The sequence below is a fragment of the Streptomyces sp. NPDC057900 genome, assembly GCF_042887885.1.
Classification (GTDB): Bacteria; Actinomycetota; Actinomycetes; order Streptomycetales; family Streptomycetaceae; genus Streptomyces.
Map to the genome: position 1 here is coordinate 565732 of NZ_JBHVOI010000001.1, position 15802 is coordinate 581533.

At 72.3% G+C, this 15802-nt stretch carries 15 protein-coding genes; 8 read left to right on the forward strand and 7 right to left on the reverse strand.

The features are described from left to right. Nucleotides 1-22: 22 nt before the first annotated feature. Nucleotides 23-1462, reverse strand: a complete 1440-nt coding sequence (locus tag ACFVQ0_RS02255; protein WP_390083698.1) for a dihydrolipoyl dehydrogenase family protein — start codon at nucleotides 1460-1462, stop codon at nucleotides 23-25. 117 nt (nucleotides 1463-1579) lie between these two features. On the opposite strand from ACFVQ0_RS02255, the gene trxA reads away from it, so the two are divergent. Further along, nucleotides 1580-1960 carry a thioredoxin gene (gene trxA / locus ACFVQ0_RS02260; RefSeq protein WP_390083700.1) on the forward strand — a complete coding sequence of 127 codons (381 nt, stop codon included), beginning with the start codon at nucleotides 1580-1582 and terminating at the stop codon, nucleotides 1958-1960. A gap of 96 nt (nucleotides 1961-2056) precedes the next feature. On the opposite strand, the gene ACFVQ0_RS02265 is transcribed toward trxA, so the two are convergent. Both ACFVQ0_RS02265 and ACFVQ0_RS02270 read right to left on the reverse strand, forming a co-directional pair. After that, a complete protein-coding gene (locus ACFVQ0_RS02265) occupies nucleotides 2057-2404 on the reverse strand; it encodes a hypothetical protein (protein ID WP_390083702.1) in 348 nt (115 codons plus the stop codon). 58 nt (nucleotides 2405-2462) lie between these two features. Continuing rightward, the gene (locus ACFVQ0_RS02270; RefSeq protein WP_390083704.1) at nucleotides 2463-3482 is read right to left on the reverse strand and encodes a LacI family DNA-binding transcriptional regulator; all 1020 of its coding nucleotides are present in this window, start codon (nucleotides 3480-3482) and stop codon (nucleotides 2463-2465) included. A 109-nt stretch (nucleotides 3483-3591) separates the two neighbouring features. On the opposite strand from ACFVQ0_RS02270, the gene ACFVQ0_RS02275 reads away from it, so the two are divergent. Then, complete coding sequence (locus tag ACFVQ0_RS02275; protein WP_390083706.1) at nucleotides 3592-4059, forward strand: type II toxin-antitoxin system PemK/MazF family toxin; 468 nt, start codon at nucleotides 3592-3594, stop codon at nucleotides 4057-4059. A gap of 111 nt (nucleotides 4060-4170) precedes the next feature. Here ACFVQ0_RS02275 and ACFVQ0_RS02280 read toward each other — a convergent pair whose 3' ends face one another. Further along, nucleotides 4171-5013, reverse strand: coding sequence for a TIGR02452 family protein (locus ACFVQ0_RS02280; RefSeq protein WP_390083708.1), 843 nt, complete (start codon nucleotides 5011-5013; stop codon nucleotides 4171-4173). Nucleotides 5014-5161: 148 nt separating this feature from the next. Between ACFVQ0_RS02280 and egtA the strand changes: the two genes are divergently transcribed. The 4 genes from egtA to egtD are packed head-to-tail and all read left to right on the forward strand — an operon-like array spanning nucleotide 5162 to nucleotide 9532. Beyond that, a complete protein-coding gene (egtA, locus tag ACFVQ0_RS02285; protein WP_390083710.1) occupies nucleotides 5162-6478 on the forward strand; it encodes an ergothioneine biosynthesis glutamate--cysteine ligase EgtA in 1317 nt (438 codons plus the stop codon). Further along, a complete protein-coding gene (egtB, locus tag ACFVQ0_RS02290) occupies nucleotides 6475-7818 on the forward strand; it encodes an ergothioneine biosynthesis protein EgtB (protein WP_390083712.1) in 1344 nt (447 codons plus the stop codon). The genes egtA and egtB overlap by 4 nt, the downstream gene beginning before the upstream one ends. Continuing rightward, nucleotides 7818-8573 carry an ergothioneine biosynthesis protein EgtC gene (gene egtC, locus ACFVQ0_RS02295; protein ID WP_390083714.1) on the forward strand — a complete coding sequence of 252 codons (756 nt, stop codon included), beginning with the start codon at nucleotides 7818-7820 and terminating at the stop codon, nucleotides 8571-8573. The genes egtB and egtC overlap by 1 nt, the downstream gene beginning before the upstream one ends. Then, nucleotides 8570-9532, forward strand: a complete 963-nt coding sequence (gene egtD / locus ACFVQ0_RS02300; RefSeq protein ID WP_390083716.1) for an L-histidine N(alpha)-methyltransferase — start codon at nucleotides 8570-8572, stop codon at nucleotides 9530-9532. The genes egtC and egtD overlap by 4 nt, the downstream gene beginning before the upstream one ends. Here the strand turns inward: egtD and ACFVQ0_RS02305 are convergent. The 3 genes from ACFVQ0_RS02305 to ACFVQ0_RS02315 form a co-directional block, all read right to left on the reverse strand. Further along, complete coding sequence (locus ACFVQ0_RS02305) at nucleotides 9475-10344, reverse strand: lysophospholipid acyltransferase family protein (RefSeq protein ID WP_390083718.1); 870 nt, start codon at nucleotides 10342-10344, stop codon at nucleotides 9475-9477. The genes egtD and ACFVQ0_RS02305 overlap by 58 nt on opposite strands. After that, nucleotides 10341-11162 (reverse strand): GNAT family N-acetyltransferase, encoded by an 822-nt coding sequence (locus ACFVQ0_RS02310; protein ID WP_390083720.1) that lies wholly within the window; start codon nucleotides 11160-11162, stop codon nucleotides 10341-10343. The genes ACFVQ0_RS02305 and ACFVQ0_RS02310 overlap by 4 nt, the downstream gene beginning before the upstream one ends. 182 nt (nucleotides 11163-11344) lie before the next feature. Continuing rightward, nucleotides 11345-12601, reverse strand: coding sequence for an extracellular solute-binding protein (locus ACFVQ0_RS02315; protein WP_390083722.1), 1257 nt, complete (start codon nucleotides 12599-12601; stop codon nucleotides 11345-11347). Between the two features lie 200 nt (nucleotides 12602-12801). Between ACFVQ0_RS02315 and ACFVQ0_RS02320 the strand changes: the two genes are divergently transcribed. Together ACFVQ0_RS02320 and ACFVQ0_RS02325 are read left to right on the forward strand one after the other, a co-directional pair. Then, nucleotides 12802-13017: a dodecin gene (locus ACFVQ0_RS02320; RefSeq protein ID WP_073734639.1), complete on the forward strand. Its 216-nt coding sequence runs from the start codon at nucleotides 12802-12804 to the stop codon at nucleotides 13015-13017. A 126-nt stretch (nucleotides 13018-13143) separates the two neighbouring features. Beyond that, nucleotides 13144-15573: an ABC transporter gene (locus ACFVQ0_RS02325; protein ID WP_390083724.1), complete on the forward strand. Its 2430-nt coding sequence runs from the start codon at nucleotides 13144-13146 to the stop codon at nucleotides 15571-15573. The last annotated feature ends 229 nt before the right edge of the window (nucleotides 15574-15802 follow it).

Genomic DNA, 15802 nt, shown 5'->3' on the forward strand with positions numbered 1-15802 from the left:
CCGTCCGCCCCGACCCCCGCCGCTACCCCCGATACGTCTCCAGGAGCCGCAGCCAGATCTCGCTGATCGTCGGGTAGGCGGGGACCGCGTGCCAGAGCCGCTCGATCGGGACCTCCGCCGCGACCGCGATCGTCGCCGAGTGCAGCAGCTCGCCGGTGCCCGGACCCACGAAGGTGACGCCGAGCAGGATCTCCCGGTCGAGGTCGACGATCATGCGGGCGCGGCCCCGGTAGCCGTCCGCGTACAGCCCGGCGCCCGCGACCGCGCCGAGGTCGTGGTCGACGGCCCTGACCCGGTGGCCCGCCTGCTCCGCCTCGGCCAGGGTGAGGCCGACCGAGGCGGCCTCCGGGTCGGTGAAGACGACCTGGGGAACGGCGGCGTGGTCGGCGGTCGCCGCGTGGGCGCCCCAGCGGTCGGTCTCCAGCAGCGGGACGCCCTGGGCGCGGGCGGCGATCGCCGCTCCGGCGATCCGGGCCTGGTACTTGCCCTGGTGGGTCAGGAGCGCGCGGTGGTTGACGTCACCCACGGCGTAGAGCCAGCCGGTGCCCTCGACCCGGCAGCTGTCGTCCACCGTCAGCCAGGAGCCGGGCTTCAGGTGCACCGTCTCCAGTCCCAGGTCTTCGGTGCGCGGGGCGCGGCCGGTCGCGAAGAGGATCTCGTCGGCCTCGACGCTCTCACCGTTGTCCAGCTCGACGGTGACCGGTCCGTCCGGGGCCGGACGCCGTACGGCGGTGGCCGAGACGCCGAACCGGACATCGGCCCCGGCCTCGGTCAGCGCCTCCGCGACCAGCTCACCGGCGAACGGCTCCATCCGGGGCAGCAGCCCCGCGCCGCGGACGAGCACGGTGACCTCCGCGCCTAGGGCGCCCCACACCGTGGCCATCTCCACCCCGACCACGCCCCCGCCCACGACCACGAGCCGTCCCGGCACCTCCTTGGCGCTCGTCGCCTCGCGGCTCGTCCAGGGCCGGGCCTCCGCGACCCCGGGCAGATCGGGGACCACGGCCCGGCTGCCCGTGCAGACGGCGACGGCGTGCCGGGCGGTGAGCCGCCGCTCCGTGCCGTCGGGCGCCGTGACGGAGACCGCCTTCGTGCCGGTCAGCCGGCCGGTGCCCCGGTAGATGTCCGCGCCGATGCCCTCCAGCCAGGCCACCTGGCCGTCGTCCTTCCAGTGGGAGGCGTAGTCGTCGCGGTGGGCGAGAACGGCGGCGGTGTCGAGCGGGCCCTGTACGGATCCGCTGAGCCCGGGGACGCGGCGGGCCTCCGCACGGGCGACGACCGGGCGCAGCAGGGCCTTGCTCGGCATACAGGCCCAGTACGAACACTCACCGCCGATGAGCTCGGACTCCACGATCGCGGCGCTCAGACCGGCGGCCCTGGCCCGGTCCGCCACGTTCTCACCCACCGGACCGGCCCCGATGACCACGACGTCGTACTCGGCAGGCTCCACAGCATGTGTCATGAGGGCCATTTTGGTGGTGGGTGTGCGCGGCGGCCACATGGGCAGGCGGAATAGTGGAAGCACAGGCACCGTTGTCCGGGGACACGTCCGCACGGGCACAGGAAGAGGTAGCAGAGCATGAGCACCGTAGAGCTCACCAAGGAAAACTTCGATCAGGTCGTCAGCGAGAACGAGTTCGTCCTGATCGACTTCTGGGCTTCCTGGTGCGGCCCGTGTCGGCAGTTCGCCCCGGTCTACGACTCGGCGTCCGAGCGCCACGCCGATCTGGTCTTCGCCAAGGTCGACACGGAGGCGCAGCAGGAGCTGGCGGCGGCCTTCGAGATCCGGTCGATTCCGACGCTCATGATCGTCCGTGACAACGTGGCGGTCTTCTCGCAGCCGGGCGCACTGCCCGAGGCCGCGCTGGAGGACGTCATCGGGCAGGCCCGGAAGCTGGACATGGACGAGGTCCGCAAGTCCATCGCGGACGAGCAGAAGGACCAGAAGGAGCAGAAGTAGGCGTCTCGCGGAAGCACGCGAAGCCTGTCGGGGCCCGGCCGTCCACGGCCGGGCCCCGACGCGTCTGCGGGGGCGGTGCGTCGCCGGGCGGCGGACTCAGCCGTCCGTGTTGTTCTCGGGGACGGACGCCTCCGGGACGGGGTTCTCCGGAACCGGCTGGTCCTGGACCTGGTTCTCCCGGACGGGCCGGTCCGAGATCCGGACCGTGAGTCCGTAGTCGATCTCCGAGCCGTCGACGAGAATCGCCTCGACGGTGTGGGTCGCCGGGTCGATGTCGGCCACCATGCCCTCCCCGGCGTATCGCGGGTAGCCGGACTCGCCCGTCGCGCCGGTCGCCTCCACGACCGCGGAGCGGATGGTCCGCCCGGTGCCGGAGGCGTCCGCCCCCTTGCCGTCGGTGAACTGGGGGATCAGCAGGATCTCGTAACTCTGCGGATGGCTCATGGTCATGACGCTAGGCAAGGGAGGTCCGCCGCGCACGTTGCCGCGCTGGCGGGTGCGTTCAGCTCGAATCGCGGTGGACGGCCCGTGCCCGCAGCAGGTCGTGGCGTTCGGGCTCCTTCCCGGGGTGCCGTACCAGCCGGTCGACCAGGTCGGCGAGCGGCTGCTCGATGTCCAGTTCCATCCGTACGCTGCTGAGCCTGGGCCGCAGCAGCCTCGCCAGCATCAGATCGTCCGCGCCGACCACCGCGGTCTCGCCGGGGATCTCGACGTCCGCGTCCTGCAGCGCCCGCATCAGGAGCATCGCGTGGAGGTCGTCGTGGGCGAAGACGGCGTCCAGGCCGAGTGTGCGCCAGCGGGCGGCGAGCCCGGCGGCCGATTCCTCGTCGTTGCGCAGCGGCAGCGGCTCTATCCGGGCCTTGCCCGCGGCGGCCTGCCGGGCGCCCGCGAGTCTGGGTCCGGCGAACGGCGCGAGGCCCGGTTCCTCCGGCATCACCACGCCGATCCGGCGCCTGCCGCGTTCCAGCAGATGGCGGACGGCGCAGCTGCCGACCCTGCGCTGGTCCATGATCAGCGCGTGGGCGCCCGCCACGGGCTGCGGCCCGAGCGTGATCACCGCCTTGGCACCGGAGCGACGGAGCACGGCTGTGCCCTGTGGGGTGAGAGGGACGGAGCCCGGCACGATGACGGCGACGGGCCGCAGCTCCGCCCAGGCGCGGGCCGCGTCGTCGGCGTCCAGCCCGAGGGAGCCGTACTGGACCACGGTGTAGTCGAGGCGGCGCAGTCCGGACTCCAGCTCGCGCAGGAAGCGGTGGTGCAGCGGGCCGGAGGGGAAACTCCCGGTGGGCAGCAGCACCATGCGGGAGTGTCCGGCGCGCAGGCTCCGGGCTGCCGCGTGCGGTACGTAGCCGAGTTCGGCGGCCGCGTCGCGCACCCGGCGGCGGGTCGGATCGCTGATCCGTACGGCCGCGTTGTTGTTCAGTACGTAGGACACGGTGGCCCGGGAGACGCCGGCGAGCCGCGCCACGTCGGCGCTGGTCGGGACGGGGCCTTCGGCGGGCTGCTCGGGTAACTGAATCATGGCGTCGGGCAGTCTTACAGACCCGTTCGGTACGGGAACGCTCCGGCCCCCGTACCGGTTTCGCGGACCCGCTCCACGCGAGGGGCCGTGCGGGTTCTACGGTGTTGCGATGACCATCCAGCACCGCAGCGACATCAATGACGGCTCGGCCGCCTCTCCCGGGCGCACCGGTCCCGGCGCCACCGCGGAGGCCGACCCGCACGGGGTGGGCCCGGTCCGCGCCACGTACGCCCCCGACCGGGACGGCGATCCCGACCCCGGCGAAATCGTCTGGACCTGGGTGCCGTTCGAGGAGAACGACGGGCGCGGCAAGGACCGCCCGGTTCTCGTCGTGGCACGTGAGGAGGCGGGCACCCTGCTCGCCGTCCAGCTCTCCAGCAAGCAGCACGACCAGGACCGCGAGTGGGTGGCCCTGGGCGCCGGTCCCTGGGACAGCTCGGGGCGGCCGTCCTGGGTCGATCTGGACCGGGTGCTGCGGGTTCACGAGGACGGGATGCGGCGCGAGGCGTGCGCCCTGGACCGGGACAGGTTCGACCTGGTGGCCGGGCGGCTCCGGGAGCTCTACGGCTGGAGGTGACGGTGCGGCGGCCCGTCACTTCCACGGTGTCCCCGTGCGAGCGTGCCGGGCCGCGGACCCGAACGGCCGAGGCGGACCGTGCCGGATGACATCGAAGCCTATGGCTCAACGTCAGGGTGAGGGTTGCCCCATATTCCCGAACACATGATCGAACGCGGCCCTGGTGGGTGATTTCCCGCCATGGTCGAGGATGCCGAAGACGATCTGCTCGAAGTGGCCCGCGAACCGGCCGTCGTCGGCGAGCAGCGCGCGGAACACGCCCGCCACCTCCGCCGGATCGTTCTGGAACACACCACAGCCCCAGGCCCCCAGCACCAGCCTGCGGTATCCACGCACGCTCGCGACCTCCAGCACCCGCTCGGCCCGTGCGGCGAGCGCGGCCCCGACGAGGTGTGCGGAGCCGGGGTCCGTACGGCGGATCACCCCGGCGTTGGGCGCGGGCGAGGTGAGGAATCCCGCCACGTACGGGGTGTCGAGGAGCCGGCCCCGGTCGTCGCGGAAGACCGGCACGCCCGGTGAGTGGATGACCCGGTCGGTGTAGAAGGGGCTGCGCTCTGCGCGGTGGTGCGCGTAGAACTCCGGTGCCCTGCGCAGCGTGACGTAGAGCGCGGAGCCCCGGCACAGGGCTTCCTCCTGCGCCTGGGCCCCGTTGAGGTATCCGCCACCGGGGTTGCGGGCGGAGGCGTAGTTCAGGACGGCGACCTTGCCGGGCCGTTCCCCGGTCATCCGGGCGGCGGCCGCCAGGCTGCTCTCGCCGGTGACCTCGATGACCGGTGTGCGGTCGCGGTCCAGCGACGCCACCAACACCGGCTCCGGGCCGTACAGCCTGGTACCCGAGAGGGCGGCTGTCAGCGCCCGTTCGATACTCACTTCCCGCCCCTGCGGCGTGCGGTAGACCCCCGCCTCGACGATGGACTCGGTCTCTCGCGCGATGCCGCGCAGCCGGGCGCTCACCGGTCCTCCCCCTTATGGTGCATACGGGGCATGATCGACGCTCCCGCAGTTTGGACGCAACCGAATTTCCGGCGCACGAGGGCACCCTTGTGCGAACTCCCGGCAGGGGTTTGGGTAGGACGGACGCACCGGCAAAAGGAGGCCCGGCATGTCACCCGAAACGTCCGGCGGCCACGGTCCGCCCGGCTACGCCCCGCCCCTCGGCGAGGGCGAGGCAGAGGATTTACTGCGCGGCATCTGCTTCAAGACGGGGCCGCCGCGGATCGTGGGAGTCGAGCTCGAATGGCTCCTGCACGATCGCGACCGCCCGCACAGCCCCGTCCCGCACCACCGCCTCGAAGCGGCCGCAGCGGCCGTCCGGGCGCTGTCCCTGAACGCTGCGGTGACCTTCGAACCCGGCGGACAGCTGGAGCTCAGCTCGCGCCCCGCGGATTCCCTGATGGCGTGTGTCAACGACACCGCCGACGACCTCGTCGCCGTACGCGCCGCGCTCGACCGGCTCGATCTCACCGCCGTCGGGCTGGGCGTCGATCCCTGGCAGACGCCGCGCAGGCTGCTGCGCGAACCCCGTTACGAAGCCATGGAGAAGGCGCTGGACCGGTGGGGCCCGGCGGGCCGCGCCATGATGTGCACGACCGCCTCCGTCCAGGTCTGCCTGGACGCCGGAGAGGAGGAACCCGGTCCGCTCGGTTACGGGCGGCGCTGGCAGCTCGCCCATCTGCTCGGCGCGGTACTGGTGGCGGCGTTCGCCAACTCGCCGTTCCGGCAGGGCAGGCCGACGCCGTGGCGCTCCGCACGCCAGTCCCTGTGGGCCGATCTCGACCCGCTGCGCACGCTCGCCCCGGACGGCTCGCTGCCGGCCCGGGACGCCTGGGCCTCGCACGTCCTGGACACGCCGGTCCTGTGCATCCGCGGCGAGGCCGGCCCGTGGCACGTGCCGGAGGGGCTCAGCCTCCGGGAGTGGATCCGGTCCGGGGCACCCCGGCGCCCGGTCCGCTCCGACCTCGATTACCACATCACCACGTTGTTCCCGCCGGTCCGTCCGCGCGGGCACCTTGAGCTGCGCATGATCGACGCGCAGTCCGGTACCGACGGATGGCTCGTGCCGCTCGCGGTCACCACTGCCCTGTTCGACGACCCGGAGGCCGCCGAGACCGTGTACCGCACCGTCAAACCGCTGGCCGAGACGGCGGGGCCGCTGGCCCCTCCGCGCAATCCGCTCTGGCTCGCCGCCGCCCGGGACGGCCTGGCCGATCCCGAACTGCGGACGGCGGCCAACGCCTGCTTCGAGCTGGCCCTGGCGGCGCTGCCCAGGATGGGTGCGACGCGGGCGGTGCAGGACACCGTGGCGGACTTCCACGACCGGTACGTCGCCCGGGGCCGATGTCCCGCCGACGATCTCCGGGCCACGCTCTCAGCTGACCGGACGGACGGCCGGTACGACCCGAAGGGGACCCTCTCATGACCGACTCCCCCGCACCTGACACACAGGACGGGCCTGACGCGCTGGACGCCGAAGTGCTCCGCGAGCGGGCTGTCGCCGCGCTCCTCACCGCACGGGAGCGCACCACCCTGCTCACCGACAGCGTGGACGACCACGAACTGACCGCCCAGCACTCGCCGTTGATGTCACCCCTGGTCTGGGATCTCGCGCACATCGGCAACCAGGAAGAGCTGTGGCTGCTGCGCGGAGTGGGCGGACGGGAGGCGATGCGCCCGGAGATCGACGGCCTGTACGACGCCTTCGAGCACCCCCGGGCCGCCCGCCCCTCCCTGCCGCTGCTGGCCCCCGCAGAGGCCAGGTCGTACGCCGCGGAGGTGCGCGGCCGGGCCCTGGACGTGCTCGGCACGACGTCGCTCGGCGGGCGCCCCCTGCTGCGGTCCGCGTTCGCCTTCGGGATGATCGCGCAGCATGAACAGCAGCACGACGAAACCATGCTGATCACCCATCAGCTGCGCTCCGGTCCCGCCGCGCTCACCGCCCCCGAGCCGCCCCGGGCCACCGACGCGGCCACGCTTCCGGCCGAAGTGCTCATCCCTGGCGGCCCGTTCACCATGGGTACCTCGACCGAACCATGGGCCCTGGACAACGAACGCCCCGCCCACCGGCACGACGTACCCGCCTTCTTCCTGGACACCGCCCCGGTGACCTGCGGCGCGTACCGGGCGTTCATCGAGGACGGCGGCTACACCGAGCGGCGCTGGTGGGCGCCCGAGGGGTGGGCGATGATCCGTGAACACGAGCTGGCGGCGCCGCTGTTCTGGCACCGGGACGCCGGTCAGTGGCTGCGCCGGCGCTTCGGCGTGACCGAGCCGGTACCGGCGGACGAGCCCGTGCTGCACGTCAGCTGGTACGAGGCCGACGCGTACGCCCGCTGGGCCGGGCGCAGGCTGCCCACCGAGGCCGAATGGGAGAAGGCGGCCCGCCATGACCCGGCCGCCGACCGGTCCCGGCGCTACCCGTGGGGCGACGAGGACCCCACACCGGACCACGCCAACCTGGGCCAGCGCCATCTGCGGCCCGCCCCCGCCGGGGCGTACCCGGCGGGCCGGTCGCCGTCCGGGGCGGGGCAGCTGATCGGGGACGTGTGGGAGTGGACGTCGAGCGACTTCCTGCCCTACCCGGGCTTCGCGCCGTTCCCGTACCGCGAGTACTCGGAGGTGTTCTTCGGTCCAGGGCACAAGGTGCTGCGCGGCGGTTCGTTCGCGGTGGACGCGGTGGCGTGCCGGGGCACGTTCCGCAACTGGGACCTGCCGGTCCGGCGGCAGATCTTCTCCGGGTTCCGCACCGCGAGGGACGCCTGATGTGCCGTCACATCGCGTACGTTGGGCCTCCGATAGCCCTGGGAGAGGTACTGACCCGGCCCACTCACTCGCTGGTGCGCCAGTCCTGGGAGCCGCGCAGGCAGCGGCACGGGACGGTCAACGCGGACGGCTTCGGCGTCGGCTGGTACGCGGACGGGGACCCGGTCCCCGGACGCTACCGCAGGCCCGGCCCCGTCTGGGGCGACCGGACCTTCGCCGATCTGGCCAGGGTGGTGCGCAGCCATGCCGTGCTGGCCGCGGTCCGCGATGCCACGGAGTTCGATCCGGACGGTGAGGCCGCGGCAGCGCCGTTCGCCGCGGGCGAGGTGCTGTTCAGCCACAACGGCGCGGTGAAGGGCTGGCCCGGCTCCATGGCACCGCTCGCCGCGACGCTGCCCCCGGCCGAACTGCTGCGGCTCACCGCCCGCTGCGATTCGGCGCTGGTCTGGGCCCTGGTGCGACACCGGCTCGCGGCGGGCGACGCGCTCCCGCAGGCCGTCGCGGACACCGTGCTGGAGGTCGCGGAGGCGGCTCCCGGCTCCCGGCTCAACCTGCTGCTCACCGATGGATCCACCATCGTGGCGACGGCCTGGGGCGACACCCTGTGGCACTGGTCCGAGCCCGGCCGGCACGCGGTCGTGGCCTCGGAGCCCTACGACGACGATCCGCGCTGGCGCGAGGTCCCGGACCGCACCCTGCTGACCGCGACCCGCACCGATGTTCTGCTGACCCCGCTCAAGGAGCCCGCCGAGTGAGTCCCTTTCTGCTGACCCGCACCCTGCCGGTGGACGCGACGGACGCGGCGCTGCGCGCCGATGTGCTGCACGGTCTGACCCGGTCACCGAAGACGCTGCCGCCCAAGTGGTTCTACGACGCCCGCGGCAGCGAGCTGTTCGAGGAGATCACCCGGCTGCCCGAGTACTACCCCACCCGGGCAGAGCGGGAGATCCTGATCGACCGGGCCGGTGCGATCGCCGCCGCGTCCGGCGCCCGGACCCTGGTGGAACTGGGCTCCGGTTCCTCCGAGAAGACCCGGCACCTGCTCGACGCGCTGCCGGACCTGCACACCTACGTACCGGTCGACGTGAGCGAGAGTGCCCTGCGCGGGGCGGCCGAGGCACTGCTTGAGGAGCGGCCCGGCCTGTCCGTGCACGCGCTCATCGCCGACTTCACGGGAGCGCTGACCCTGCCGGAGACCCCGGGACCTCGGCTGATCGTCTTCCTGGGCGGCACCATCGGCAATCTGCTGCCGGAGGAGCGTGCCGCGTTCCTCTCGTCCGTACGCTCGCTGCTCTCCCCCGGCGACAGCCTGCTGCTCGGCACGGATCTGGTGAAGGACGAGGAGGTGCTCGTAGCGGCGTACGACGATGCCACGGGGGTCACGGCGGCGTTCAACCGGAACGTCCTGTCGGTCGTCGACCGGGAGCTGGGGGCCGATTTCGAGCCCGCCGACTTCGAGCACGTGGCCCGGTGGAATCCGGAGCGTGAGTGGATCGAGATGCGGCTGCGGGCCCGCCGGGAACTCACGGTGAAGATCCCGGAACTGAATCTGGTGGTGCCGTTCGCGGCCGGTGAGGAACTGCGGACGGAGATCTCCGCGAAGTTCCGCGAGGAGGGGGTACGGGACGAGCTGGACCGCGCCGGGCTGCGGCTGTCTCAGTGGTGGACGGACGCCGCGGGCAGGTTCGCGCTGTCGCTGGCCACGGTGGACTGAGCCAGCCGGGCCAGTTCACGGCGGCCGGGCACCGCGCCCGCCGGGATCGGCGTCAGTACGCGGATCTCGGCGGTCAGCCCGGCCGCCCTCACCACCCGCCACAGCGAGGCGGTCAGCGGATCGTCACCCACGAAGGCCGCGGCGCCCGCCGGTGCCCGGTGATCCGGCGAACCGGTCAGATAGCGGATGCGCAGCGGCTGTACGGCGGCCCCGGCGTCGATCGCGGCCTGGAACGCGGCGGGCCTGAACCGGCCGCCGGGTCCGCTGCCGCACCAGGTACTGCCCTCGGGGAAGACCACGACGCGGGCGCCGCCGCGCAGCGCCGAGGCGAGGCTCCGCACGGTGGCGGGCAGCGTGCGCAGCCGCTCGCGCTCGACGAACAGGGTGCCCCCGGCCGCCGCCAGCGGGCCGAGCACCGGCCAGTGCCGGATGCCGCTCTTGGCCAGCATCCGGCCGGGGCACACGGCCGCGACCAGCGGAATGTCCAGCCAGGAGACATGGTTGGCGACCACCAGCACCCCCGGAGCGCAGGCGTGCTCGCCCTCCGCGCGGCACCGCGCGACGGGCGGCCCGGTGATCCGCACCCGTACCCCGAACGCCCGCAGCACCGCGTGTGCCCAGCACCGGATCAGCCGCTCCCGCCGCGCCCCGCCGGTCAGCGGCAGCGCGAGCGGGGCGCACAGCACCCCGGCGAGGGTCAGCGCGCATCCGGCCAGCAGCAGGGCCGCCGCCGGTACCGGACGGCGGGCCGGGCCCGTGTGGACGGCGCAGCCGGGCGGGGTGCACGGGGAGGCGGGCAGCCAGTGGCTCATTGCTGCGGGGCGAGCGAGAGGAAGTGGCGGAGGTAGCGCGGGTCGGTGCCGCGCAGTGACAGGAGTACGTAGAGATCGGCGACGTTGAACTCGGGGTCGTGGGCGGGCGCCCCGCAGATCCGGGCGCCGAGGCGCAGATAGCCGCGCAGCAGCGGTGGCAGCGCGGTGAGCCCGCCGGGGCCGCCGGGAAGCGGCGCGGGGGCCTGCCAGAGGCGGTGCGGGGAGACCCAGTAGTCCTCGGGGGCCAGGTGCTTGTCCCGTACGGTCTCCCAGGCGCGGGCCGCGGCTCCGCCGCCGTCGGCGAGGGATATCGAGCAGCAGCCGGCCAGCCAGTTGTGGCCGGTGCGTTCCATGTAGCGGGCCAGTCCGGCCCAGATCAGGGCGATGACGGCGCCGTCGCGGTGGGCCGGGTGGACGCAGGAGCGGCCGACCTCGACCAGGTCGTCGCGGATCGGGGCGAGCCTGGCGAGGTCGAACTCCCCCTCCGCGTAGAGGCGTCCGGCGATCCGGGCCCGCTCGGGCGGCAGCAGGCGGTAGGTGGCGACGATGTCGCCCGTGGCCGTCTCCCGGACCAGCAGGTGGTCGCAGTACGCGTCGAACGCGTCGCTGTCCAGGCCGGGTTCCGGGCCCTCCAGCCGGGCGCCGAACTCGGCGGCGAAGACCTGGTGGCGCAGGCGCTGGGCGGCGCGCACCTCCTCCTGGTCCACGGCGAGGGAGACCCGGTAGCGCGGCGGGGCGGCGGGCCGTGGGGCAACCGGCGGTGCGGTGGTGAGGGGGACGGCGGCAGGGGCGGTGGAGGCGGTGGGCAGCGCGTGCATGACGGTCTCCGGGGACGGATCGGCAAGGGCGGCTGCCGGACCGCCGCGGCAGGCGCGGCGGTCCGGCTCCTTACTTCTTCCGTGACCGGCTGGATTCGACGTGACCGCCATGGAGAGGCGGGATGTGCGACGGCTGAATCCCGTGGTGCGCGCCGGCCCCGCTCACCGGCCGACCGCGCGGGTCAGCTGCCCGCGAGCGCTCCCGTGATCTTCTCCGAGGCGGTCTTCGCCTCGGCCGCCGGGTCACCGCCCTGGAGGACGGCCGTCATGTAGAGCTTGATCGGGTTGTCGGCCTCCACCGCCGCCCACTGGGGCGAGTTGGGGGTGGCGTGGCCCTCCGCGGCGCCCTCCGCCATCGCGGCGGTGCTCTCCTCGCCCTCGATGACGTGGGCCAGGGTGGTCTTGTTGGGCACGTAGCTCATGGTCTTGGCCAGTTCCTCCTGCCACTTGGCGCCGGCCAGTTCCTTGATCACGTCGATGCCGGCGCTCCGCCGGTGCGCCTTCTCCGGAACGATCAGATCGGATCCGCCGGTGAATACCGAGCCGGGGGACTTCGCGGTCTTGCCGGGGATCGGGAAGTATCCCAGTTTTCCCTTGAGTTCGGGATTCGTCTTCTCGATAAGCGTGGCCGTGCTGGGGGTGGAAATGATCTGTGCGACATCCCCCTTGGCGAACACATTGCCCTGCGGGGGCTTTTCCTCGTCCGCGTCCTTGGGGCCGTTGCCGAGCGCCTGGAGCTGCTGGTAGAACTTCATGCCGCGCAGGGCCGCGGCGGAGTTGAGAGTGCCCTTCCAGTCGCCGCTCTTCTCGCTCGCGAGTTCGCCGCCCTCGTCCCAGATGAACCCGGCGAGCACGTACCAGTTCTGGCCCGGCAGGTACATGCCCTGATTGCCGTCGCGGTTCAGTTTCTCGCTGTCCGCGATCCACTGCGCGCGCGTCTTCGGCAGGGTCTTGATGCCGGCCTCCTCGAAGAGGTCCTTGTTGTAGATGACCACCCGGTTGGCCGCGTACCAGGGGATTCCGTACTGGACGCCGCCGATGCTGCCCGGTTCGGCAAGGCCGGGCAGCCAGTCCTCGCTGCCGAGGTCCCGCATCGACTCCAGGGTCAGATCGCGCAGCCCGCCGCTCTCCGCGTACTGGGCGACCTGGGTGTTGCCGACCTCGATGACGTCCGGGGTGTCCTTGCCGCCCAGGGCGTCGATGACCTTCGGCCCGATACCGCTCCAGCTCTGGATTCTGAAGTCCAGTTCGACCGATGAGTGCGCCGCTTCGTACGACTTCTTGAAATTGGCCAGGAAGTCGGGGCTCACGCTGTCCTTCATCAGCCAGATCGTGACTTTTTTGCTGTCGGAGCCACCCGAACCGGGGATCACACCGCAGCCGCCGAGTGCGGCTACGGATATCAGGGCAACAGCTCCTACGAGCATGCGGTTCTTCACGGGGTCACCTTCTGCGAAACGGCACGACAAGATCAGGACCCGGTGTGGGGGACTGCGGGCTGCGCTCGCACGGGCGTGGCTGGATTTTGGTATGGACCAATACTTTGGTCAAGGCCGGTTCCGGCCGCGCGAACGCACCGCCAACTCTCGCGAACACCGCCAAGGTGGGGCACCTTGGTAGAGGCGAGAGGAGACATAAGATGTCAAACCATACGTATCGCGTCACAGAGATCGTAGGAACCTCCCATGAGGGCGTCGACGCGGCAGTCCGCAACGGGGTCGCGAGGGCTTCGGAAACGTTGCACAATCTCGATTGGTTCGAGATCACAGAGGTGCGCGGCCAGATCAAGGACGGCCGGATCGAGCACTATCAGGTCGGCCTGAAGGTCGGCTTCCGGCTCGACGACAAGGACTGACGCGGAGCGCGCGCGGCGGTGCCCGCGCACCCTGCGGCGCGGGCGCCGCCCGCAACCCGCAGCGGCCTGGAATCGGACTGTTTATCCTGGTCGGCCCGCCCCGAACCGTACGGAGTCCCCACCCCCATGCCCACCCCCCACGACCCGTACGTCAGGGTCCGCGGCGCCCGCGAGCACAACCTCCAGGACGTCCGGGTCGACATCCCGCGCGACACCCTCACCGTCTTCACCGGCGTCTCCGGCTCCGGAAAGTCTTCGCTGGCCTTCGGGACGATCTACGCGGAGGCGCAGCGCCGCTACTTCGAGTCCGTAGCCCCGTACGCCCGGCGGCTGATCCACCAGGTCGGCGCACCGGCGGTGGGCGAGATCACCGGGCTGCCACCGGCCGTGTCACTGGAGCAGCGCCGCTCCGCGCCCGGCGCCCGGTCCTCCGTGGGGACGGTGACCACGCTGTCCAACTCGCTGCGGATGCTCTTCTCCCGGGCCGGGACGTATCCGGAGGGTTCCGAGCGGCTGGACTCCGACTCCTTCTCGCCGAACACCGCCGCCGGGGCCTGTCCGCGCTGCCACGGTCTGGGCCGGGTGCACCGCACCACGGAGGAGCTGCTGGTCCCCGACCCCTCGCTGTCGATCAGGGACGGCGCGATCGCCGCCTGGCCGGGGGCCTGGCAGGGCAAGAACCTGCGCGATGTGCTGGACGCCCTGGGATACGACGTCGGCCGGCCGTGGCGCGAGCTCGACCCGGCAGACCGGGAGTGGATCCTGTTCACCGACGAGCAGCCGGTGGTGACGGTCCATCCGGTGCGTGACGCGGGCCGGATCCAACGCCCGTACCAGGGTACCTACATGAGCGCGCGCCGCTATGTGATGCACACCTTCGCGGACACCAAGAGCCGGTCCCTGCGGACGAAGGCCGAGCGCTTCCTGACCAGTGAGCCGTGTCCGGTCTGCGCGGGCAGCCGGCTGCGACCGGAGGCCATGGCGGTCACCTTCGCCGGCCGGACGATCGCGGAGCTGGCGGGGCTCCCCCTCACCGGGCTCGCCGAGGCACTGACGGCGGCCGGCGGAGGCGACACCGCCCGGGTGCTGACGGCTGATCTGCTGGCCCGGATCGAAACGGTCACCGAGCTGGGGCTCGGCTATCTCAGCCTGGACCGCACGGCCCCGACGCTCTCCTCCGGTGAGCTGCAACGGCTGCGGCTGGCGACCCAGTTGAGGTCGGGGCTGTTCGGCGTCGTCTACGTACTGGACGAGCCGTCCGCCGGTCTGCACCCGGCGGACACCGAGTCGCTGCTGGGGGTGCTCGGCCGGCTGAAGGAGGCCGGGAACACAGTGTTCGTCGTGGAGCACCAGATGGATGTGGTGCGGCGGGCGGACTGGCTGGTCGACGTGGGGCCGCTGGCCGGTGAGCACGGCGGCCGGGTGCTGCACAGCGGGCCGCCGGCCGGTCTCGCCGATGTCGGCGAGTCGGCGACGCGCCGCTTCCTCTTCGACGACGCGCCGGCCCCGGCGCGCGAGGTGCGGGAGCCCACCGGGTGGCTGCGGCTGCACGGGGTGGAGCGGCACAACGTGCGCGGCGTGGACGCCGCCTTCCCGCTCGGGGTGTTCACCGCCGTCACGGGGGTCTCCGGCTCCGGCAAATCGACGCTGGTGGGGCAGGTCCTGGCGGACGTGCTGGCCGACCGGCGGGCCCCGGCGCAGGCCGAGGCGGATCAGCCGCGCGAGCGGCCGGTACCCGGGTGCGCGTCGGCCGAGGGGCTGGCGGCGGTGGACCGTCTCGTCCAGGTCGACCAGAAGCCGATCGGCCGTACGCCGCGTTCCAACCTGGCGACGTACACCGGGCTGTTCGACGTCGTGCGCAAGCTGTTCGCCGGGACGGACACGGCGGTCGAGCGCGGTTACCGGGCAGGACGGTTCTCCTTCAACGTGGCGGGCGGACGGTGCGAGACCTGCCAGGGTGAGGGGTTCGTCTCCGTGGAGCTGCTCTTCCTGCCCAGCACGTACGCGCCCTGCCCGGACTGCCACGGGGCGCGGTACAACCCGCAGACCCTCGAAGTGACCCTGCGCGGGCTGAACATCGCCCAGGTGCTGGATCTCACGGTGGAGTCGGCGGCCGAATTCTTCGCCGGTACGCCAGGTGCCGAACGCAGTCTGCGGACCCTGCTGGATGTGGGGCTCGGCTATCTGCGGCTCGGGCAGCCGGCGACCGAGCTCTCCGGTGGCGAGGCCCAGCGGATCAAGCTGGCGGCCGAGCTCCAGCGCGCCCGCCGGGGCCACACCCTGTATCTGCTGGACGAGCCGACGACGGGGTTGCATCCGGCCGATGTCGAGGTGCTGATGCGGCAGTTGCACGGCCTGGTCGACGCGGGCAGCACCGTGGTGGTCGTCGAGCACGACATGACCGTGGTCGCGGGCGCCGACTGGGTGATCGACCTCGGGCCGGGCGGCGGCGACCGGGGCGGCCGGATCGTGGCGACGGGACCGCCCTCGGCCGTGGCGCGGGTGGAGGGCAGCCGGACGGCGCCGTACCTCCGGGCCGCGCTCCACCTCGGCTGACCATTCTTTCCTCCCCAACTTGCCTATTTGTCATGCCGGTTGCCGGTTCGGGCAGCCGAAGGAAATAAAACAGTAAAGAACGTTGACAGTTAGCTGGTCCAGACCAATTATGGGCATACCTCACGGCCGCTCCACGCCGTGCGGTACGTGACCCCCGGCCGGGATTCACAGGAACGGACCACGCCCTCCACGGGCGTGGCAGAGCCGTGCGATCCGCCCGTTGTCTCAC